Source organism: Eubacterium sp. 14-2 (assembly GCF_000403845.2).
Taxonomy (GTDB): Bacteria; Bacillota; Clostridia; order Lachnospirales; family Lachnospiraceae; genus Petralouisia.
In genome coordinates, this window is record NZ_KE159567.1 from 197,323 (window position 1) to 218,273 (window position 20,951).

Consider the following 20,951-nt stretch of genomic DNA (forward strand, 5'->3'; position numbering starts at 1 on the left):
AGGCGGTTCCGGCCTTTCAAAGGTTCAGGTGAAATTGAGAAAACTGTCATAATGGATGAACTTCCGAAAAGATGGACAAATGGAAATCCTGGATTGCCGGGATTGTGAGAAGTTGCAGGAGGTAAAAAAGGATTATGAGTTTTTGGGGACTTTTCTGCGGTAATGCCTTTGGTTTGACAATAAGCGTGCTGTTTATGTTCTGGATCTCCATGTTGCTTTTGGAGCGAAAACCATATCAGATAAAAGAGCGCAAAGTGAAAATAATTGCTTTTACTCTGTTATTTATCTGTGTATGGGCATTGGCAGGGACCGTTTTTTATGAAGCGGGTATCTTTAGATGGAGGTATAATGCAGGACAAATCCTGTTTACCTATATGGGAATGACAGGAGCAATGTTTTATTTATATTTTCTCTATCGGGAAAATCTGCTGGCCTGTTGGATTTCGGCTGTTTTTTTAGAAATGTTGGAATCTTTTGCGGTACACATAGGAGTTTTATTTTCACCTGATATGGTTTTTCATCTGGATATTTTGGGAGAACGGTTAATATATTATTTTTTTCTGTATGTATTAACACCGCTCATAGAGGTTATCTGGGTGTTGCTTCTTTATAAAACCGGAGTTGGGAAAATGTTCCGGCTGTGGATGGAACGGAAAGAATCGAAAAAGCTAAGTATTATTTTTATCAGCTTATACCCGATTTTGTCTGAAATACTTTATTTTATGGTGCAAATGGGAGAACGGGTTGGTAACGATAATGCAGTGGTTTCTCTGTTATATCTGCTGATTGTTTTTATTATTTTTGGTTATGCAGGGCGTCAGGAAATGCAAAAGAAGCAAATTCAGACTCAGCAGATTAGTATGCAGCAGCAAAATGCTTATATTGAGAGTCTGGAAAAACTGCAGAATGAAATGCGAAGATTCCGTCATGATTATAAAAATATGATGTCTGGCATGTACCTTCAGGCAAAAGAGGGAAATATGGAAGCAGTGCAGAATTTTATCCAGGATATGACAAGTGATTTTGATTATCAGGTGGGGGAACAGATACGAAGATTGACACAGCTTGGAAATATCCATATGCCTGAGGTAAAAGGGCTGCTGTTAGGGAAAATGGAAAAAATGCGCCAGGAGCAGATTTCCTGTGAACTGGAAGTATTGCGTCCATTTGAAAGAACACGGCTGAGAACCACTGACCTGTGCAGATGCCTGGGGATACTGATTGACAATGCTATTGATGAAGTACAGGGGAAAAAAGGAAAGAAGCCAAAACCGCAGGTACATATTATGATTAGCAGACAGGAAGAATGCACAACATTTCAGGTAAGAAATCCATTGTATTCAAACGTTGATTTTCACAAAATCTGGCAGCAGGGTTATTCTACCAGAGGGGCGGACAGAGGAATTGGCCTTGCAAGTTATAAAAATATTTTACAACATTATGAAAATGTCTTCTCTCTGACAACAGTAAGGGATGGCTATTTTATTCAGGAGTTAAAGATACAGGAATAAGAAGTGTGAAAAGTTGTGGAGGAAAAATATGCTTCCGGTTTATATTTGTGAAGATGATGGGATGATACTCGCTGCACAGAGAGAGTTTTTGGAAAAACAGATTATGATCGAAGGTTATGATATGCAGATTGCTCTGTGCAGCAGGCATCCCCAGGAAATTATTGAAGCGGTGGCAGCGCATCCAAAGAGAGGGATTTATTTTCTGGATGTGGAGCTTAAGGATGAGTCGATGGATGGATTTATGCTGGGACAACAGATTCGAAAGTTTGATACCAGAGGCTTTCTGATCTATGTGACTTCCTTTCCGGATCTGGCATTTGAGACATTTCGTTATCACCTGGAAGCGCTGGACTATATAGTAAAGGGCAATACTGAAAAAATGCTGGCTGGAATGCACAAAAACCTTGCGATTATTACGGAGCGGATGTGTAAGGAGCAGGGAGAGCAAAAGGAATACTTTACGGTAAAGGTGCTGGATATTGTCAGGCATATTCCGGTGGATGAAATTATGTTCTTTGAAACGAGTGTCCGTACACACAGAATAGAACTTCATGGGAAGAATGAATGTATTGATTTTATTGGCAGTATACAGGAGCTGCAGGAGCAGTTCGGGGAGTATTTTTTAAGGGTTCACAGGTCATATCTGGTGAATGTAAATAAGATTCAGGAGTTAGATTTAAAACATCGGGAAATTCTTATGGAGAACGGAGAAAAATGTCTGTTTTCCAAAAGTATGAAAGGGGAGTTGCTGAGCAGAATTTAGCTGACAGCGTTTGACAGGCCGTTTCAGGCAGTATGGCATATCATTCAGGCAGAACTCGGCAAAAAGGTGATAAAACATGATACGATACTTCCATCATAATTACTCTGGAACAGAAAACAGGGCAATTATAAAGAAAATATTCAGAAAGAGGGTTATGTTATGGAACAAAATGTATTACTGGATTTATCACATATTTCCAAACGCTATAAGACGGAACTGGCGCTTAAGGATATCAATATTACCCTTCATAAAGGTGAAATTCTGGGATTTTTAGGGCCGTCGGGCGCCGGAAAAACTACCACGATTAAAATAATCACAGGACAGTTAAGACAGACGTCCGGAGAGGCGAAAATTCTTGATACGGATACGGTTAATATTGATGAATCAATTTATGAAAAAATCGGCGTGGTTTCTGATCAGAGCGGAATTTATGAGAAAATGACAGTATGGCAGAATTTAAGTATGTTTGCAAAAATATGGCGTGTTCCCAGGGGAAGAGTGGAGGAAGTCTTACATCAGGTGGAATTGTATGAACATCGGAAAAAGCTGGCAGGTAAACTTTCCAGAGGGCAGACGCAGAGACTTGTTCTGGCCAGGGCAGTGCTTCATAAGCCAAGAATTTTATTTCTGGATGAGCCCACAAGCGGATTAGATCCATCGACTGCGGTAGCTGTTCATAAAATGTTGCTGGGACTGAAAAAAGAAGGTATGTCAATTTTTCTGACCACACATAATATGGAAGAAGCCACAAAACTTTGTGACAGAGTTGCACTTTTATATCAGGGGAAAATTGTCGAGTGCGGCTCGCCCAAAGAACTTTGCCTGAAATATAATCAAAATAAAAAATATCATCTGCTTTTGAATAATCAGGAAGAAGTCATCTTAGAGCAGAGTCCTCAAAATATTGCAAAAATTTCAGAATGGATGCAGAGAGATGAAATACAGTGTATTCATTCCTGTGAGCCAACACTGGAACGTGTATTTTTACAGGTAACAGGGGCATCCCTTGGATTAGCCAGTATGTGAGAGGAGTTTTAAGATGAATAATATCAATAAATTAGCAGCAGTTGCACAGATTAAATGGATTTGTATCAGCCGCAATACGGCGATTATGATTGGGCCCCTTCTGACTGTGGCCATGGTATGGATGTTCAAAATTTTATATGGCATCAATTCAGGAGGTGAGTTATCACCGGTTCTGGTGTCTTTGATCCTGAGTCTGGGAATTTCCCTTAATTTGTGTATGGACGGATTCCTGATGGTAGGAACTGCCATAGCAGAAGAGAAAGAGAAACATACGTTACGGGTTTTAATGACGTCATCGGTCACGGGAATGCAGTATTTTATCGGAAGTATTCTGTTTCCGTTTGTGTTGATGAACATAATCAATATTGTGGTATTGGTGATTAGTGGTATTTCCATGAGCCAGGTATCGGTTGCGGTTTTCTTACTGGTCAGTGCAGCAGCCTCCCTGATCAGCTGCGTAATGGGAATGATTGTCGGTCTCTGCGCCAAAAATCAGATGAATGCAAATCTGATTTCCTATCCATTGATGATCGTGTTTATGATGATTCCAATGTTTGGAAATCTTTCCGAAAAATTGCACCATATCTCAGGATTTTTGTTTACCGGGGTGCTGACAGAGATTGCAAATGGGTTTGCAGAGGGAATGCCATACACGTTAAAACCGCTGGATATCGCAGTGCTTGTGGGAGAATTGATCATCAGCATTCTTGTATTTTTAATACTTTATCGAAGAAATGGATATGAAAAAGACTGATACGGTTCAGACAGGGTGATTTCAGGTCAGTGATATGCCATAATGGCTGTGTTGTCTGACCTGCACCCGGCAACGGGAGGAAGTGTTTTACAAAAATCACGAGTAAGTTTTATATACAATACGAATGCACCCGAATTTTTCCTCCTGTACTAAACTTTCGGATATGCTATATCATAAACAGAAAAGGGAAAGCCACAGAAGCGGCTCTGCCTCGAATTGCGAATCACCCTTATCACCCCTTTACAAAATACAGGAAAAAAATACTTGCAATATGGATAAATTTGTTTTATAATAATACGTGCTGTGGCATGATAGCGATGAAGCGTGAGGTTGCTGCCCGAAGAAAGGCAGGTTTTCCGTGGAGCGAATGTCAAGTTAGGAAACTGGCGACAAGTCACTGTATCACAATAAAAAATCTGCAGGAACGCAGAAGACGTGTGTAGAAGTTATGACACACACGGAGAAGTGTACAGTCACCGCTTGTCGTACTGAGGTAAAGTGCGAAAAGGAGGCGACTTTTTTTATGGCAAGTCAGGTAATGAGAATCACACTGAAGGCATATGACCATCAGTTAGTGGATGCATCTGCGAAGAAAATCATCGAAACTGTAAAGAAAAACGGATCACAGGTGAGCGGCCCGGTGCCCCTTCCCACCAAACGGGAAGTAGTAACCATTTTGAGAGCGGTTCACAAATACAAAGATTCCAGAGAACAGTTTGAGCAGAGAACTCATAAAAGACTTATTGATATCATCACACCCACCCAGAAGACCGTGGATGCACTGTCCAGACTGGAAATGCCGGCAGGTGTGTACATTGATATTAAAATGAAAAACAAATAGAGCAGTCCTGAAGGGTTAATATAAAGCATTAACTTTGTTCTGGAATGAACGGTTCCGCTGCCCATGGGTATGAAACGTTCCGCTGTAGAGTAAACAGGAGGGAAAGAAATGAAGAAAGCAATCTTAGCTACCAAAGTCGGAATGACTCAAATCTTCAATACAGACGGTGTTCTGGTACCGGTTACTGTATTACAGGCTGGCCCGTGTGTGGTAACACAGGTGAAAACCGTGGAAAACGACGGATACAGCGCAGTACAGGTTGGTTTTGTTGACAAGAAGGACAGAATCGTCAACAGAGACGCCAATGGAAAGAAAGAAATCAGAAACAGACACGGTGTTACAAAGGCAGAAAGAGGCCATTTTGAAAAAGCAGGCGTGTCCAGTAAAAGATTTGTAAGAGAATTTAAATTTGAAAACGCTGCCGATTATAATCTGGCAGATGAAATCAAAGCTGATATTTTTGCAGAAGGCGACAAGATTGACGCAACTGCAATCTCCAAGGGAAAAGGATTCCAGGGTGCTATTAAAAGACATGGCCAGCACAGAGGACCTATGGCTCACGGTTCCAAATTCCATCGTCATCAGGGTTCCAACGGTGCATGTTCCAGTCCGAGCAAGGTATTTAAGGGCAAAGGAATGCCAGGCCACATGGGTGCTGTAAAAGTAACGATCCAGAATCTGGAAGTTGTCAGAGTAGACGCTGAGAACAATCTGCTTCTGGTAAAAGGTGCTGTTCCGGGACCAAAGAAATCTTTAGTAACAATCAAAGAGACTGTAAAAGCAGTGAAAAAATAGTACCATGAAAGGAGGACTTAACAATGGCTAACGTAGCTATTTATAATATGGAAGGCAATGAAGTTGGAAGCCTTGAGCTGAGCGATGCAGTGTTTGGCGTGGAAGTCAACGAGCATCTGGTACACATGGCAGTGGTACAGCAGCTTGCAAACAAACGTCAGGGAACACAGAAAGCAAAGACACGTTCCGAAGTCCGCGGCGGCGGAAGAAAACCATGGAGACAGAAAGGAACAGGACATGCAAGACAGGGTTCCATCCGTGCTCCCCAGTGGAAAGGCGGCGGCGTGGTATTTGCCCCGGTTCCAAGAGATTATTCCTTTAAATTAAATAAAAAAGAAAAGAGAGCAGCTCTGAAATCTGCGCTGACCTCCAGAGTAAATGATAACAAGCTGATCGTGGTAGAGGATCTGAAACTGGATGAAATTAAAACCAGAAAGTTCAAAGAGATTCTGACCAACCTGAAAGTGAATAAGGCCCTTGTGGTTTTGAACGAAAATGATCAGAATGTGGTAATGTCAGCAAGAAATCTTCCTGCAGTAAAAACTGCACTGACCAACACCATCAATGTGTATGATATTTTGAAATATGACACCGTAGTAGTAACCAAAGATGCGGTAGCAACCATCGAGGAGGTGTATGCATAATGGCGAACGTAAAATATTATGACGTAATCCTCAGGCCGGTGATCACAGAGAAAAGCATGAACGCCATGGGCGAGAAGAAATATACGTTTCTGGTACATCCGGAAGCAAATAAATCCATGATCAAAGAAGCTGTGGAAAAGATGTTCGAGGGTACAAAAGTGAAGAAAGTAAACACTCTGAACATCGGCGGCAAAAAGAAACGGAGAGGCATGGTAGTGGGAAAAACTGCCAAAACAAAGAAAGCAATCGTTCAGTTGACAGAAGACAGCAAGGATATCGAGATTTTTGCAGGCCTGTAATCATGGAACATTAAGTGAAAAGATGAAAGGAGAAAAATCATGGGAATTAAGACCTATAACCCATATACACCTTCCAGAAGAAATATGACCAGTTCTGATTTCGCTGAAATCACGAAGAAAACACCGGAGAAATCCCTGCTGGTTTCTTTACAGAAGCGTTCTGGCCGTAACAACCAGGGTAAAATTACGGTAAGGCACCGCGGCGGCGGCTCCAGAAGAAAATACAGAATCATTGATTTTAAGAGAAATAAAAAAGACGGAATTCCGGCAACTGTAATCGGAATTGAATACGACCCCAACCGGACAGCAAACATTGCACTTATCTGCTATGCAGACGGTGAAAAAGCATATATCATTGCTCCGGAAGGCCTGACAGACGGCATGAAGCTCATGAACGGACCGGAAGCCGAGATTAAAACAGGAAACTGCCTGCCTCTGGAAAACATTCCCGTTGGTACCCAGGTACACAACATTGAGCTGCATCCCGGCAAAGGCGGACAGCTTGTACGTTCCGCAGGAAACAGCGCGCAGCTTATGGCAAAGGAAGGCAAATATGCAACCTTAAGACTGCCCTCCGGTGAAATGAGAATGGTGCCTATCAACTGCAGAGCAACCATCGGCGTGGTAGGAAACACAGACCACAACCTTGTAAAAATCGGTAAAGCAGGACGGAAGCGTCACATGGGTATCCGCCCCACCGTACGCGGATCTGTTATGAACCCCAACGACCATCCACATGGAGGTGGAGAAGGTAAGACCGGAATCGGACGTCCGGGCCCGTCTACTCCCTGGGGCAAACCTGCACTGGGTCTTAAGACCAGAAAGAAAAACAAGGCAAGCAATAAGCTCATCGTAAGAAGAAGAGACGGAAGAGCATTAAAATAATAAAATAACTGAAATGTTTAATAAAGGGAAATACCCGGCAGAGCGGGATTAATATTCAGGAGGTTGAATTTATGGGTCGTTCACTGAAAAAAGGACCATTTGCTGATGCAAGTTTATTGAAAAAAGTAGATGCCATGAACGCAGCAGGCGAAAAAAGCGTGATCAAGACATGGTCCCGCCGTTCTACGATTTTTCCACAGTTCGTAGGCCATACATTTGCAGTACATGACGGAAGAAAGCATGTGCCTGTATATGTAACAGAAGACATGGTTGGACATAAACTGGGCGAGTTCGTTGCAACAAGAACTTACCGTGGACACGGAAAAGATGAAAAGAAATCGAAAGTCCGTTAATTAAGGATTCAGGAAGGAGGTTCCAAACCCATGGCGAAAGGACACAGAAGTCAAATTAAGAGAGAAAGAAACGCACAGAAAGATACCAGACCGTCAGCAAAATTATCTTATGCAAGGGTATCTGTTCAGAAAGCCTGCTTCGTACTTGACGCAATCCGCGGAAAAGACGTACAGACTGCACTGGCAATTCTGGCGTATAATCCAAGATACGCATCCGGCGTAATAGAGAAACTGCTGAAATCTGCAATTGCCAATGCGGAAAATAACAATGGCATGAACACAGAGAATCTTTACATTGCAGAATGCTATGCAAACAAAGGACCAACAATGAAGAGAGTCAGACCGAGAGCACAGGGAAGAGCTTACAGAATCGAAAAGAGAATGAGCCATATTACAATTGTGCTTGATGAAAGATAGGAGGGCGAACATGGGACAGAAAGTAAATCCTCATGGTTTAAGAGTTGGAATTATCAAAGACTGGGACTCTAAGTGGTATGCAGAAGGTGATTTTGCGGATTTTCTGGTAGAAGATTATAATATCAGAACATTTCTGAAAAAGAAATTATATGCATCAGGAGTTTCCAAAATTGAGATAGAGAGAGCTTCCGACCGGGTAAAGGTAATTCTTTACACTGCAAAACCAGGTGTGGTAATCGGAAAAGGCGGAGCGGAAATTGAAAAAGTAAAAGCAGAACTTCAGAAATTTACAGATAAAAAACTGGTAGTAGATATCAAAGAAGTAAAACGGCCGGACAAAGACGCTCAGTTAGTAGCAGAAAACATTGCCCTTCAGCTGGAAAACCGTGTTTCCTTCCGGAGAGCCATGAAATCCTGCATGGGCAGAAGTATGAAAGCCGGAGCTCTGGGAATCAAAAGTTCCGTATCCGGACGTCTGGGCGGCGCCGACATGGCACGTACCGAGTTTTACAGTGAGGGAACCATTCCCCTTCAGACATTAAGAGCAGACATCGACTATGGATTCGCCGAAGCAGATACCACTTACGGAAAAGTCGGAGTAAAGGTATGGATTTACAAAGGCGAGATCCTTCCAACAAAAGACACAAAGGAAGGGAGCGATAAATAATGTTAATGCCAAAAAGAGTAAAACGCCGTAAACAGTTCCGTGGATCCATGGCAGGCAAGGCGTTAAGAGGTAATAAAATCACTAATGGAGAATACGGTATCGTATCTCTGGAACCCTGCTGGATTAAATCCAATCAGATTGAAGCAGCCCGTATCGCAATGACACGTTATATCAAGCGTGGCGGTAAAGTCTGGATTAAAATTTTCCCGGACAAACCGGTAACCGCAAAACCGGCAGAAACCCGTATGGGTTCCGGAAAAGGAACATTGGAATATTGGGTAGCAGTTGTGAAGCCAGGACGTGTTTTATTTGAAATCTCCGGTGTGCCGGAAGAAACAGCGCGTGAAGCACTGCGTCTTGCCACACATAAATTGCCCTGTAAATGTAAAGTAGTTTCACGAGCAGACTTAGAAGGCGGTGAGTCAAATGAAAACCAGTAATTATGTAAATGAATTGAGAGAAGCGTCCACAGAGACCCTGCAGGAGCAGTTAGTAGCTGCAAAGAAAGAACTTTTTAATTTAAGATTCCAGAATGCAACGAATCAGTTAGATAATACGGGAAGGATCAAAGAGGTTCGTAAAAATATTGCCAGGATTCAGACGATAATCACAGAGAAGGCAAAAGAAGCGTGAAAGGAGAACCCATATCGTGGAAGAAAGAAATCTTAGAAAAACACGTACCGGTGTTGTTGTAAGCGACAAGATGAACAAAACCATCGTGGTTGCGGTAAGAGACAATGTGAGACATCCTCTTTACAACAAAATCGTAAAAAAGACATATAAATTAAAAGCTCATGACGAAAACAACGAATGCAAAATCGGAGATACTGTAAAAGTAATGGAAACAAGACCTTTATCCAAAGACAAGAGATGGAGACTTGTGGAAATCATTGAAAGAGCGAAATAAAGGAGGCTACCGGCATGATTCAACAGGAAAGCAGACTGAAAGTAGCCGATAATACAGGAGCAAAAGAGATCCTCTGCATCCGTGTTATGGGCGGTTCTACAAGAAGATATGCAAATATCGGAGATATCATTACTGCTACGGTTAAAGATGCAACACCAGGCGGCGTTGTTAAAAAGGGCGACGTGGTAAAGGCTGTAGTAGTTCGGACCAAAAAAGGTGCTCGTCGTAAAGACGGTTCTTATATCAAATTTGACGAAAATGCGGCTGTTATCATCAAAGATGACAAGACCCCAAGAGGAACCCGTATCTTTGGACCAGTTGCCAGAGAGCTTCGTGAAAAACAGTTTATGAAAATTGTTTCCTTAGCTCCGGAAGTATTATAGGAGGTGTGGGTCTATGGCAACATTAAAGATTAAAAAAGGCGACCTTGTGAAAGTAATCGCCGGAAAAGATAAAGACAAAGAAGGCAAGGTAATTGCAGTAAACCGGAAAAATCATACGGTACTGGTGGAAGGTATCAACATGATTACCAAACACACCAAACCAAGTATGGCAAATCAGCAGGGCGGTATCGTTCATCAGGAAGGACCCCTTGATATTTCCAATGTAATGTACGTTCACAAAGGAAAAGCTACCCGTGTGGGCTTTAAAATGGACGGGGACAAAAAAGTACGTTTTGCCAAATCCACCGGCGAAGTGATTGATTAATTCAGGAGAGGAGGTCCATTCAGTTGAGTAGTAGATTAAAAGAAATTTATCAGAACGAAATTGTTGACGCTCTGATGAAAAAATTCGGATATAAAAATATTCTGGAAGTACCGAAAATTGAAAAAGTAGTCATCAACATGGGTGTTGGTGAAGCAAAAGAAAATGTAAAACTCCTTGATGCGGCAGTAAAAGACCTGGAAATCATCACCGGTCAGAAGGCTGTTGTCACCAAAGCAAAGAATTCCATCGCGAACTTCAAAATCAGAGAGGGAATGCCTATCGGATGTAAAGTGACCTTACGGGGCGACAAAATGTATGAATTTGTTGACCGTCTGATCAATCTGGCGCTGCCCCGTGTACGTGACTTCCGCGGCGTGAATCCAAATGCATTTGACGGAAGAGGAAATTATGCGCTGGGCATCAGAGAGCAGCTGATTTTCCCGGAAATCGAATACGATAAGATTGATAAAATCCGCGGTATGGACGTTGTGTTTGTAACAACAGCAAAAACAGATGAGGAAGCCCGCGAATTACTGACACAGTTCAATATGCCATTTGCAAAACAGTAAGGAGGGAATTTCAATGGCAAAAACAGCAATGAAAATCAAACAGCAGCGTAAACAGAAATTCTCTACCAGAGAATACAGTCGTTGCAGAATTTGTGGACGTCCACATGCATATCTGAGAAAGTACGGAATCTGCAGAATCTGTTTCCGTGAATTAGCATATAAAGGACAGATCCCAGGAGTGAAAAAGGCATCCTGGTAGTAAAGGAGGAAAATATATCATGACTATAAATGATCCAATTGCAGATATGCTTACAAGAATCCGTAATGCAAATACTGCGAAACATGATACAGTTGATGTTCCGGCTTCCAAGATGAAAGTTGCAATTGCCGACATTCTTGTGGACGAGGGCTATATTGTGAAATACGATATTGTGGAAGACGGCAGCTTCAAAACCATTCGTATTACCTTAAAATACGGTAAAGACAAAAATGAAAAAATCATTACAGGACTGAAAAGAATTTCCAAACCGGGACTTCGCGTATATGCCGGCAAAAATGAAATTCCGAAGGTTCTCGGCGGTCTTGGAATCGCAATTCTTTCCACCAACCAGGGTGTTGTAACAGATAAAGAAGCAAGAAAATTAGCAGTAGGCGGCGAAGTGCTGGCCTATGTATGGTAGGAGGGTACGGGCATGTCACGAATCGGAAGAATGCCAATCGCAGTACCTGCAGGCGTAACTGTGGATATTGCAGAAAATAATCATGTGACTGTAAAAGGTCCGAAGGGAACTCTTGAGAGAACCCTTCCAGCAGAAATGGAAATCAAATTAGAAGGTTCTGAAATTACTGTAACCAGACCCAATGATTTAAAGAGAATGAAATCTTTGCACGGTCTGACCAGAACCCTGATTAACAATATGGTAGTGGGCGTAACCAATGGTTACACCAAAGAGCTGGAAGTAAACGGTGTTGGTTACAGGGCATCCAAATCCGGCAAAGATTTAACTTTGAATCTGGGATATTCCCATCCGGTTGTTATGACGGATCCGGAAGGCCTGGAGTCCAAAGTGGAAGGAAACAAAATTACTGTTTCCGGTATTGATAAAGAGAAAGTCGGCCAGTACGCAGCGGAAATCAGAGATAAGAGAAGACCTGAACCTTATAAGGGCAAGGGTATCAAATATGTGGATGAAGTTATCAGGCGTAAAGTTGGTAAGACCGGTAAAAAATAATTAAAGGAGGAACAAAAAAATGGTTAATAAAAAATCAAGGGCAGAAGTCCGTATGAAAAAACACAGAAGAATGCGTAATCGTTTCTCCGGTACAGCCGAAAGACCACGCTTAGCTGTGTTTCGAAGCAATAACCATATGTATGCACAGGTGATTGACGATACAGTTGGAAATACAATCGTTTCCGCGTCTACTCTTCAGAAAGATGTAAAAGCTGAACTGGAAAAAACCAACAATGTGGATGCAGCGGCACACCTTGGAACTGTGATCGCAAAACGGGCACTGGAAAAAGGCATTACAACCGTTGTCTTCGACAGAGGTGGTTATATCTATCAGGGCAAGATTAAGGCTTTGGCTGATGCGGCAAGAGAAGCCGGATTAGACTTTTAATAGGAGGAGACAAATACATGAAACGTACAATTATTGATGCTGGTCAATTGGAATTAACAGAAAAAGTAGTATCAATCAAACGTGTAACAAAGGTTGTAAAGGGCGGACGTAACATGCGTTTTACAGCTTTGGTTGTTGTTGGCGACAGCAATGGTCATGTAGGTGCAGGTTTAGGAAAAGCAACAGAAATCCCTGAAGCAATCCGCAAAGGGAAAGAAGACGCAATCAAGAAACTGATTTCTGTAAAATTAGATGATAACAGCAGTATTACCCATGATATTACCGGCAAACACACCGGTGCATCCGTACTGCTGAAGAGAGCTCCGGAAGGTACCGGTGTAATTGCCGGCGGTCCGGCACGTAGCGTATGCGAGCTGGCCGGAATCAAAAACATCCGTACAAAATCTCTGGGCTCCAACAACAAGCAGAACGTAGTTCTTGCTACGATCAATGCTTTAAGTCAGTTGAAATCTCCGGAAGAGGTAGCAAAACTCCGCGGTAAATCTGTAGAAGAGATACTCGGTTAAGGAGGATATGAAAAATGGCAGAGAAATTAAAAATTACCCTTGTAAAATCCCCAATCGGCGCTGTACCGAAAAACCGTAAGACAGTGGAAGCACTGGGACTCAGAAAATTAAACCACAGTGTGGAAATGCCTGACAACGCAGCAGTCAGAGGGATGATCAGACAGGTAAATCATTTAGTGAAAGTAGAAGAAATCTAAGAGAACAGTAAGGAGGTGTCAACATGGACTTATCAAATTTAAAGCCGGCAGCAGGTTCAAAGCACAGCAATAATTTCAGAAGAGGCCGCGGACACGGTTCAGGAAATGGTAAGACAGCAGGTAAGGGACACAAAGGTCAGAAGGCTCGTTCCGGAGCACCGAGACCAGGATTTGAAGGCGGTCAGATGCCATTATACAGAAGAATTCCAAAACGTGGATTTACCAACAGGAATTCAAAAGATATCGTTACAGTCAATCTGGAAGTGCTGGAAAACAAATTCGAAGACAACGCAGTTGTGACGATAGAAGCATTATTAGAGCAGGGTATCATTAAGAAACCGAGAGATGGTGTAAAAATCCTTGGAAGAGGAGAGCTTACCAAGAAGCTGACTGTACAGGTAAATGCCTTCAGTGAGGGCGCAAAAGAAAAGATTGAAGCTCTTGGTGGAAAAGCAGAGGTGATCTAATGCTGGAGACACTCCGCAATGCATTTAAAATTAAAGATATCAGGAATCGTATTTTTTATACGATGGCAATGCTGGTGCTTATCCGTATCGGGTCCCAGCTTCCCCTTCCTGGTGTAAAAGGCGATGTCATTGCAAACTGGTTTGCAGCTCAGGGAACCGACGCACTGAACTTCTTTGATGCCATTACAGGCGGTTCCTTTGAACAGATGTCAGTATTTGCACTGAATATCACGCCTTATATCACATCTTCCATTATTATGCAGCTTCTTACCATAGCAATTCCAAAGCTGGAAGAAATGCAGAAAGACGGAGAAGATGGAAGAAAAAAGATTGCAGAGATTACACGTTATGTAACCGTTGTTCTTGCTTTGATTCAGTCCATCGCCATGGCTGTCGGATTTGGACGGGGCGGATATCTGGACAAATTTGATGCACCCCATGTAATCATGATGGTAACAGGCCTGACAGCAGGTTCTGCAGTTCTGATGTGGATCGGTGAGAGGATTACAGAGAACGGTGTGGGAAATGGTATTTCCATCGTGCTGGTAATCAATATTATTTCCCGTATTCCGGAAGACCTGATGACCCTTTATACCCAGTTTATTGCAAATGCTCCCAACGTGGGAAATGCAATTATCGCGGCAGCGGTAATTCTTGCGGTGATTCTGGTTACTGTGGTATTCGTTATTATTCTGCAGGATGGCGAGCGCAGGATTCCGGTACAGTACAGTAAAAAAATTCAGGGCCGGAGACAGGTGGGCGGCCAGTCCAGCCACATTCCTCTGAAGGTAAATACTGCAGGCGTAATTCCCATTATTTTTGCCCAGTCCATTATGCAGTTCCCGGTTATTATTGCAACTATTATGGGAAAAGGCCAGGGAACCGGGATCGGAAGTAAAATTCTCCATGGATTATCTCAGTCATACTGGTGCGATCCGGAGAACCCCATTTACAGTATTGGTTTGCTGGTGTATATTGTGCTGGTAATTGCCTTTGCATATTTCTATACCTCCATCACCTTCAATCCGCTGGAAGTGGCAAACAACATGAAACGTCAGGGCGGATTTATCCCAGGTATCAGGCCTGGAAAGCCGACCAGTGAGTATCTGACAAAAATTCTGAATTATATTGTGTTTATCGGAGCAGTAGGGCTTATGATTGTTGCGGTTATTCCGATTTTCTTTAACGGAGTATTCAGCGCCAATGTGTCTTTCGGCGGTACATCTATCATTATTATTGTAGGTGTGGTCATTGAAACGCTCAAGCAGATTGAGTCCCAGATGCTGGTACGCTATTATAAAGGTTTTTTGAATGACTGATAAATGATTATTTATGCCTGGCCTGTCCTGAGACGGCCAGGCATTCAGAGTAAAAAAGGAGGAGACAGGTATGAAGATTATTATGTTAGGAGCACCGGGAGCAGGAAAAGGAACACAGGCAAAACAGATTGCAGATAAATATTCCATTCCTCATATTTCTACCGGGGACATTTTCCGGGCCAACCTGAAAGCAGGAACCGAGCTTGGAAAGAAAGCGAAAGAGTACATGGATCAGGGGCTTCTGGTTCCTGATGAACTGACCTGCGATCTGGTTATGGACCGCATTGGACAGGAAGACTGTAAAAACGGTTTTGTTCTGGATGGATTTCCGCGAACCATCCCCCAGGCGGAAGCACTGGATGCTGCCCTGGCAAAAATTAATGAAAAAATGGACTATGCCATTGATGTGGATGTTCCTGACGAGAATATTGTCAACAGAATGTCCGGAAGACGCGCATGCCTGAACTGTGGCGCAACCTATCATATCGTTTCCATTCCCACAAAAGTGGAAGGTATCTGCGACCGCTGCGGCAATCAGGTGGTATTAAGAGATGACGACCAGCCGGAAACGGTAAAGAAACGTCTGAATGTATACCATGAGCAGACACAGCCATTGATTGACTATTACAAAAAACAGAATATTTTAAAGACTGTAGACGGAACCCGGCCAATGGAAGATGTGTTTGGCGCCATTGTGGAAATTTTAGGAGCGTAAAAAATGTCAGTATCAATTAAATCTGCCAGAGAAATTGAGTTAATGCGGGCAGCAGGAAAAATCCTGGAAAAGGTGCATGAAAATCTGGAAAAGGAATTGAAGGAAGGCATGTCTACTCTGGACATTGACCGTCTGGGAGAAGAAATTATCCGGAGTTACGGGTGCATTCCATCCTTTAAAAATTATAATGGATATCCGGCTTCGGTGTGCGTATCGGTAAATGATGAGGTAGTCCATGGGATTCCCACCAGGAAACGAAAGCTCAGAGAAGGTGATATTGTAAGTCTGGATATCGGAGTTATTTATAAGGGATATCATTCCGATGCAGCCAGAACTCACGGAATCGGGGAGATTTCAGAAGAAGCGTCCCTGTTGATTGAAAGGACCAGGCAGAGTTTTTTTGAAGGCATTAAGTACGCAAAAGAAGGCAATCATCTACATGAGATTTCTAATGCAATTGCTGCTTACGCAGAGAGCTTTGGGTACGGAGTAGTCCGGGATCTGGTAGGGCACGGGATAGGAACCCGGCTTCATGAAGATCCTCAGATTCCCAACTTTACCCAAAAAAGCAGAGGCGTAAGGCTGAAAGCAGGTATGACACTGGCAATTGAACCCATGATCAATGCAGGGCGTTTTGATGTGGCATGGCAGGATGACAACTGGACGGTTGTAACACAGGACGGCTCGTTGTCTGCCCATTACGAAAATACAATTTTGGTGACATCCGGGGAGCCGGAAATCCTGAGTCTTTCAGGTATGGAAGGCAACCTGGCATAATCAGGCTGAAAGCAGATGTGACAGACATCTGTCCACAGGAAGATGGAGAAAACCATGGATATTAAATTAGCAGTTTCCAGATCCGGTCACGACAAAGACAGCATTTATGTAATTGTAAAAGAAGAAGCCAATATGGTGTATCTGGCGGATGGTAAATTAAAACCCCTGGAAAAACCGAAAAAAAAGAACAGAAAACATATTCAGATAATGAAACAGCTTCCGAAAGAAATTACAGAAGTCTTTACGCAGGAGAGTTTTCGGAATGAAGAAATAAAAAAAGCCATTCAGCTTTATCAGAAAAGCATGGAATATCAGGAGGAAACAATATGTCAAAAGCAGACGTAATCGAAGTAGAAGGAACGGTAGTTGAAAAACTGCCGAATGCCATGTTTCAGGTGGAACTGGAAAACGGTCACCAGATTCTGGCCCATATCAGCGGAAAACTGAGAATGAATTTTATCCGTATTCTTCCGGGAGATAAAGTCACAATTGAAATGTCCCCCTATGACCTGACAAAGGGAAGAATCATATGGAGAGATAAATAGAACAAAGCAGCCAGGAGATCCTCAGACCTGAGGGCCCTGGCTGTTTTGCTGCGCTCCCTTCAGCCGCATAATATTTTTCTTACCAATACTCTCCCTTCACCGGGGAGAACCCCCGTCCTGCCTTCTTCCGGCTCTGGAGCGGGGGTTTTTACGTTACCGGAAGGAGCGGTATACGTTTCCGTCTGACATGTCACCCCGGCAGTCAGAAAGTTCACTGACAGTTACCAGCTGATAACCACGGTTTCGCAGCTCCGGAATAATGACTCTGGAAGCAGCGGCAGTCTGACTGTAAAGGTCATGCATAAGAATAATGTCTCCGTTTTGCACATGATTCAGAACAGAAGCCTGAGTCAGCAGAGGGTTTCTGGTTTTCCAGTCCAGTGTATCTATGGACCATAAGATGATGGGCATTCCCACTGAAGCGGAAACCGTACTGTTATAATTTCCTCCGGGCGGGCGCATGACAACCGGAGAAACACCGGTAATACTCTGTACAGCTGCGTTGGTTCCATCTATCTGGCTTCGGATGGTGGAAACATCAGTTTTAGTCAGGATTGTGTGATTATAGGTGTGATTGCCTATCTCACATCCCATATCAAAAGTGCGCTTTAACACATCAGACCAGCGAGGCACATTAGAGCCCACTACAAAAAAGGTTGCCACGCCCCCGTATTGTCCCAGGATATCCAGAATTTCAGAGGTATACTGGGAGGGACCGTCATCGTATGTCAGCGCTACCATGGGCTGGTTCAGATCAATCTGCCGGGACAGATCTCCCTGTCCGTTATAATAACACATAAAATGGGAGTCACGGATCCTGCAGCCGGATATTTTTCCGTCTGCTGTGGTATACTCCAGAATTTCTCCGGAAAGCTCCTTGCTTACGGTTCCATTGGCCTCTGCATAAATCAAACGGCCGGAAGACGTAAGATACAGACCTGGGGAACTGTTTTTTATACCGCTGGAAGCGAAATAGTACAGGGTTCCCTGAATCTTTCGGACATCATTTTTGACAGAAACCATGCTGCCCTTTTTGTAATCATAGCATTTTCCGGTTTTTGTGTTGTATAACAGGGTACACTTGCCGGAACCATTGAAATAATATATCTTTTTGTCTACGGTTTTCCAGACTTTTTTCTGTTTCTCCCACTTTTTCTTTTTGTAATTGTACTGATAAAATTTCCAGGTATTTCCGGATTTTGTCATTTTACTGGTCACATAGCCTTTTTTTCCGGTCTCAATGTATTGTCTGCCGGAGGGTTTCTGCCAGCCTTTTTTGGTTACCCGGATGCCTCTGCCATTGAAATAATAATATTTTCCATTTTTCAGTCGGGTAATGTCTTTTCTGATTTTCACCATTTTGCCGTTTTTATATCTCTGGCATTTTTCCGTATCCGGATTATAGATTTTCGTACATTTGCCGGAACCATTGAAATAATATTCTTTGCTTTCTATGGTTTTCCAGAGGTTTTTCTGTTTCTCCCACTGGCCGGTGCCGTAATTGTAAAGATAATATTTCCTAAGATTTTTACTGTTTGTCAGTTTTTCTGATATATAACCTTCTCCACTGACGTAGTACCACTCTGCGGATGAAACTTTTTTCCATTCGGAAGAGGTGCTGCAGATTCCGGCAGCATCAAAATAGTAAATTCGTCCGTCTTTCAGAGGATATATGTAATTGTCTGCCGGAATCATCTGGCCGTTGACAAATACCAAAAGCTGTGCGGAAGCAGAATCATAAATTTCCGTACAGATTCCTGCGGAGTCAAAATAATAGTCTTTCCCGTTTACGCTTTCCCAGATATTGCTTTGAAGTTCCCAGGAAACCCCGGCAGAATTGTAATGATAAAACTGCCAGGAGCCGCCGGCCTCTTCCATGCGGGCCGTGACGTAGCCATTGCTGTCAATCTGAAATTTTCCAATGGGAAGTTCCTGCCATCCGGCAGCAGTCACCTGCTGGCCGCCCACATAGAGGACATAGTAATTTTCCTGCTGTACCAGTCCGTCAGCGGGAACCGTTCCCTCCTCTGCCTGAGGAACTATGGTTTCTTCCTGGGGGGCTTCCATAATGGATTCCGGGTTTATGGATAATTCCTCTGTGAAGTCCGGAAATTCCGGAGATTTTTCGGAAAACTCTTCGCCCATATTGTTATCCGATTCTGTCTGGTGACCGGATTTCTCCGGCAGCAGTTCTTCCTGTTCTGTCTGTGAGGCAGCTTCTGTCTGCAGGGGTGCCAGAGCCACGGACAGCGCCAGCAGCAAGGTCAGCAGAAAGCAGGTGCCTCTCCTGTGTCTGAATGATAGATTCATAATAATCCTCCTTTGTATCTGTTCTTTCTATTATACACCCTGCTCCTGCAAGGTTCAAGGTGTGCAGAAGGCCGGTTGCAGGAAAAAATCCGGAATGATATAATAGAAAGCATAAGCAGGAACCTTCACCTTTGCAACATCACTGCAGATGACGCCCGGCAGCTCCCTGAACTGACCGGCCGCCTGCATGAACATATATGTGCTGAATTTAACAGAAAAAAGAAGGGAGACGAAGAGCTGAAACCTTTACTGCCAGGAGCCCTTGAGCTGCCCAATGACAAATACCGGTTCCGGATTGATGAGCTGGAAAAAGAAATCCTCAGATACGCAGATGAAAATGCAAAATATGCAGATGAAAACGCGAGATATGCGGACGAAAATGCAAAATATGCAGATGAAATCCTCAGATATGCAGATGAGATTGTGAAACTGAAAAAACGTATTGCAGAACTGGAAAAAGAGCAGCAGACGGGGTGACAGAGGATGCCGGTACAGGCTGAATCCGGTTCTGTATAAACAGTAAGAATATGGTTAGAATAAAACAAAAATGTAACCTTTTATTGACAAAGGTTACATTTTTAGTCTGTATCTTATATATCGGTACAGATTACATATACTTTATAGCTATTCGGAAAAATTTGTTTTTTATTTTATCCGTCAGAGGTTAAGACGACAAAACACATCATCCTTATCTTCCTGTTCAATACACAGATAACGTTTTGTAATCTGATAGGAAGAATGATTGAAGATAGCCATCAGAAGCGCCGGCGGGGTTCCGTTTTTCCAGGCATGGTAACCGAAGGTTTTCCGCAGAGAGTGGCAGCTGATATGCTCCGGGAGATTGGCATAATCAGCTGCTTTTTTTATAATACGGTAAGCCTGCTGGCGGCTGATGTGAGAAGATTTGTCTTTCTGGCCTGCAAACAGACAGGTGTTCTGGCATATGGGGTACTGATTCTGCCGCAGCATTTCCAGGGCAGTGACAGCGGTGCGGTTCAGGGCAATCATGGTTTCTTTTTTTGTTTTCTGTTCTGTCAGATGTAAATGAGAACGATACCGATTCGTGTTGAAATCGTATACCATGTCCCAGGTGATTTTCAAAATATCGCCAATGCGCAGGGCAGTGTTCAGGCCAAGAATAATCAGGGCATAATTGCGCGGATTCGGGTGCTCCGTAAGATAGTATTTTTTTACTTCTGCCAGCTGACTGGTCTGGCGGATGGGCTGGGTTTTACTCATAAGTTTTCCTCCTTGTACAGGCTGTGAATCGGTTCCTTTTGCATTGTTCCAATTTCATGGATCAGCAGGTGAGACAGAGAACAGGTCTGATCAAATCATTGGGGCAAAATGTAACCTTTGTCAATAAAACGTTACATTAATCCATGAAAAACAAGG

33 protein-coding genes are annotated in these 20,951 nt (G+C 43.1%); 31 read left to right on the forward strand and 2 right to left on the reverse strand.

Features of this window, described 5'->3' with window-relative positions:
* Window positions 1-134: 134 nt before the first annotated feature.
* From C805_RS08150 to infA, 30 genes are all read left to right on the forward strand, one after another.
* Window positions 135-1,511, forward strand: coding sequence for a sensor histidine kinase (locus tag C805_RS08150; RefSeq protein ID WP_016213324.1), 1,377 nt, complete (start codon window positions 135-137; stop codon window positions 1,509-1,511).
* 28 nt (window positions 1,512-1,539) lie between these two features.
* Entirely contained in the window at window positions 1,540-2,274 is a 735-nt protein-coding gene (locus tag C805_RS08155; protein WP_016213325.1) for a LytR/AlgR family response regulator transcription factor, read from the forward strand.
* A gap of 159 nt (window positions 2,275-2,433) precedes the next feature.
* Entirely contained in the window at window positions 2,434-3,300 is an 867-nt protein-coding gene (locus C805_RS08160) for an ABC transporter ATP-binding protein (RefSeq protein WP_016213326.1), read from the forward strand.
* Window positions 3,301-3,313: 13 nt separating this feature from the next.
* Window positions 3,314-4,054, forward strand: coding sequence for an ABC transporter permease (locus C805_RS08165; RefSeq protein ID WP_016213327.1), 741 nt, complete (start codon window positions 3,314-3,316; stop codon window positions 4,052-4,054).
* A 523-nt stretch (window positions 4,055-4,577) separates the two neighbouring features.
* Window positions 4,578-4,895, forward strand: coding sequence for a 30S ribosomal protein S10 (gene rpsJ / locus C805_RS08170; RefSeq protein WP_016213328.1), 318 nt, complete (start codon window positions 4,578-4,580; stop codon window positions 4,893-4,895).
* Between the two features lie 108 nt (window positions 4,896-5,003).
* Entirely contained in the window at window positions 5,004-5,690 is a 687-nt protein-coding gene (gene rplC / locus C805_RS08175; protein WP_016213329.1) for a 50S ribosomal protein L3, read from the forward strand.
* A gap of 23 nt (window positions 5,691-5,713) precedes the next feature.
* The gene (rplD, locus tag C805_RS08180; protein WP_016213330.1) at window positions 5,714-6,334 is read left to right on the forward strand and encodes a 50S ribosomal protein L4; all 621 of its coding nucleotides are present in this window, start codon (window positions 5,714-5,716) and stop codon (window positions 6,332-6,334) included.
* Window positions 6,334-6,633, forward strand: a complete 300-nt coding sequence (gene rplW / locus C805_RS08185; RefSeq protein WP_016213331.1) for a 50S ribosomal protein L23 — start codon at window positions 6,334-6,336, stop codon at window positions 6,631-6,633. The genes rplD and rplW overlap by 1 nt, the downstream gene beginning before the upstream one ends.
* A gap of 39 nt (window positions 6,634-6,672) precedes the next feature.
* Window positions 6,673-7,518 carry a 50S ribosomal protein L2 gene (rplB, locus tag C805_RS08190; RefSeq protein WP_016213332.1) on the forward strand — a complete coding sequence of 282 codons (846 nt, stop codon included), beginning with the start codon at window positions 6,673-6,675 and terminating at the stop codon, window positions 7,516-7,518.
* Window positions 7,519-7,589: 71 nt separating this feature from the next.
* Entirely contained in the window at window positions 7,590-7,871 is a 282-nt protein-coding gene (rpsS, locus tag C805_RS08195; RefSeq protein ID WP_016213333.1) for a 30S ribosomal protein S19, read from the forward strand.
* A 30-nt stretch (window positions 7,872-7,901) separates the two neighbouring features.
* A complete protein-coding gene (gene rplV / locus C805_RS08200; protein ID WP_016213334.1) occupies window positions 7,902-8,288 on the forward strand; it encodes a 50S ribosomal protein L22 in 387 nt (128 codons plus the stop codon).
* 10 nt (window positions 8,289-8,298) lie between these two features.
* Window positions 8,299-8,955: a 30S ribosomal protein S3 gene (rpsC, locus tag C805_RS08205; RefSeq protein ID WP_016213335.1), complete on the forward strand. Its 657-nt coding sequence runs from the start codon at window positions 8,299-8,301 to the stop codon at window positions 8,953-8,955.
* Window positions 8,955-9,395 (forward strand): 50S ribosomal protein L16, encoded by a 441-nt coding sequence (gene rplP, locus C805_RS08210; protein WP_016213336.1) that lies wholly within the window; start codon window positions 8,955-8,957, stop codon window positions 9,393-9,395. The genes rpsC and rplP overlap by 1 nt, the downstream gene beginning before the upstream one ends.
* Window positions 9,382-9,588 (forward strand): 50S ribosomal protein L29, encoded by a 207-nt coding sequence (gene rpmC, locus C805_RS08215; RefSeq protein ID WP_016213337.1) that lies wholly within the window; start codon window positions 9,382-9,384, stop codon window positions 9,586-9,588. Before rplP ends, rpmC begins: the two co-directional genes overlap by 14 nt.
* 16 nt (window positions 9,589-9,604) lie before the next feature.
* Entirely contained in the window at window positions 9,605-9,862 is a 258-nt protein-coding gene (gene rpsQ / locus C805_RS08220) for a 30S ribosomal protein S17 (RefSeq protein WP_016213338.1), read from the forward strand.
* Window positions 9,863-9,876: 14 nt separating this feature from the next.
* Window positions 9,877-10,245, forward strand: coding sequence for a 50S ribosomal protein L14 (gene rplN / locus C805_RS08225; protein WP_016213339.1), 369 nt, complete (start codon window positions 9,877-9,879; stop codon window positions 10,243-10,245).
* Between the two features lie 13 nt (window positions 10,246-10,258).
* Entirely contained in the window at window positions 10,259-10,570 is a 312-nt protein-coding gene (gene rplX, locus C805_RS08230; RefSeq protein ID WP_016213340.1) for a 50S ribosomal protein L24, read from the forward strand.
* Between the two features lie 23 nt (window positions 10,571-10,593).
* Window positions 10,594-11,139, forward strand: coding sequence for a 50S ribosomal protein L5 (gene rplE / locus C805_RS08235; RefSeq protein ID WP_016213341.1), 546 nt, complete (start codon window positions 10,594-10,596; stop codon window positions 11,137-11,139).
* 13 nt (window positions 11,140-11,152) lie between these two features.
* Complete coding sequence (locus C805_RS08240; RefSeq protein WP_005424988.1) at window positions 11,153-11,338, forward strand: type Z 30S ribosomal protein S14; 186 nt, start codon at window positions 11,153-11,155, stop codon at window positions 11,336-11,338.
* Between the two features lie 19 nt (window positions 11,339-11,357).
* Window positions 11,358-11,759 (forward strand): 30S ribosomal protein S8, encoded by a 402-nt coding sequence (rpsH, locus tag C805_RS08245; RefSeq protein WP_016213342.1) that lies wholly within the window; start codon window positions 11,358-11,360, stop codon window positions 11,757-11,759.
* A gap of 12 nt (window positions 11,760-11,771) precedes the next feature.
* Window positions 11,772-12,311 carry a 50S ribosomal protein L6 gene (gene rplF, locus C805_RS08250; RefSeq protein ID WP_016213343.1) on the forward strand — a complete coding sequence of 180 codons (540 nt, stop codon included), beginning with the start codon at window positions 11,772-11,774 and terminating at the stop codon, window positions 12,309-12,311.
* A 19-nt stretch (window positions 12,312-12,330) separates the two neighbouring features.
* Window positions 12,331-12,699, forward strand: a complete 369-nt coding sequence (rplR, locus tag C805_RS08255) for a 50S ribosomal protein L18 (RefSeq protein ID WP_016213344.1) — start codon at window positions 12,331-12,333, stop codon at window positions 12,697-12,699.
* Between the two features lie 17 nt (window positions 12,700-12,716).
* Window positions 12,717-13,226, forward strand: coding sequence for a 30S ribosomal protein S5 (rpsE, locus tag C805_RS08260; RefSeq protein WP_016213345.1), 510 nt, complete (start codon window positions 12,717-12,719; stop codon window positions 13,224-13,226).
* Window positions 13,227-13,240: 14 nt separating this feature from the next.
* Window positions 13,241-13,423: a 50S ribosomal protein L30 gene (rpmD, locus tag C805_RS08265; RefSeq protein WP_016213346.1), complete on the forward strand. Its 183-nt coding sequence runs from the start codon at window positions 13,241-13,243 to the stop codon at window positions 13,421-13,423.
* 23 nt (window positions 13,424-13,446) lie between these two features.
* Window positions 13,447-13,890, forward strand: coding sequence for a 50S ribosomal protein L15 (gene rplO, locus C805_RS08270; protein WP_016213347.1), 444 nt, complete (start codon window positions 13,447-13,449; stop codon window positions 13,888-13,890).
* Entirely contained in the window at window positions 13,890-15,209 is a 1,320-nt protein-coding gene (secY, locus tag C805_RS08275) for a preprotein translocase subunit SecY (protein ID WP_016213348.1), read from the forward strand. The genes rplO and secY overlap by 1 nt, the downstream gene beginning before the upstream one ends.
* A gap of 70 nt (window positions 15,210-15,279) precedes the next feature.
* Entirely contained in the window at window positions 15,280-15,924 is a 645-nt protein-coding gene (locus tag C805_RS08280) for an adenylate kinase (protein WP_016213349.1), read from the forward strand.
* A gap of 3 nt (window positions 15,925-15,927) precedes the next feature.
* On the forward strand, window positions 15,928-16,701 hold the full coding sequence (gene map / locus C805_RS08285; protein ID WP_016213350.1) for a type I methionyl aminopeptidase: 774 nt from the start codon (window positions 15,928-15,930) through the stop codon (window positions 16,699-16,701).
* A 54-nt stretch (window positions 16,702-16,755) separates the two neighbouring features.
* Window positions 16,756-17,046 carry a KOW domain-containing RNA-binding protein gene (locus C805_RS0104090; RefSeq protein ID WP_016213351.1) on the forward strand — a complete coding sequence of 97 codons (291 nt, stop codon included), beginning with the start codon at window positions 16,756-16,758 and terminating at the stop codon, window positions 17,044-17,046.
* Window positions 17,028-17,246 carry a translation initiation factor IF-1 gene (gene infA, locus C805_RS08290; RefSeq protein ID WP_016213352.1) on the forward strand — a complete coding sequence of 73 codons (219 nt, stop codon included), beginning with the start codon at window positions 17,028-17,030 and terminating at the stop codon, window positions 17,244-17,246. Before C805_RS0104090 ends, infA begins: the two co-directional genes overlap by 19 nt.
* A 153-nt stretch (window positions 17,247-17,399) precedes the next feature.
* Here the strand turns inward: infA and C805_RS24970 are convergent, their stop codons facing one another.
* Window positions 17,400-19,556, reverse strand: coding sequence for a polysaccharide deacetylase family protein (locus tag C805_RS24970; RefSeq protein ID WP_016213353.1), 2,157 nt, complete (start codon window positions 19,554-19,556; stop codon window positions 17,400-17,402).
* A gap of 75 nt (window positions 19,557-19,631) precedes the next feature.
* Between C805_RS24970 and C805_RS08295 the strand changes: the two genes are divergently transcribed.
* Window positions 19,632-20,033 (forward strand): hypothetical protein, encoded by a 402-nt coding sequence (locus tag C805_RS08295; protein WP_016213354.1) that lies wholly within the window; start codon window positions 19,632-19,634, stop codon window positions 20,031-20,033.
* Window positions 20,034-20,213: 180 nt separating this feature from the next.
* On the opposite strand, the gene C805_RS08300 is transcribed toward C805_RS08295, so the two are convergent.
* On the reverse strand, window positions 20,214-20,795 hold the full coding sequence (locus C805_RS08300; RefSeq protein WP_016213355.1) for a tyrosine-type recombinase/integrase: 582 nt from the start codon (window positions 20,793-20,795) through the stop codon (window positions 20,214-20,216).
* Window positions 20,796-20,951 lie beyond the last annotated feature (156 nt).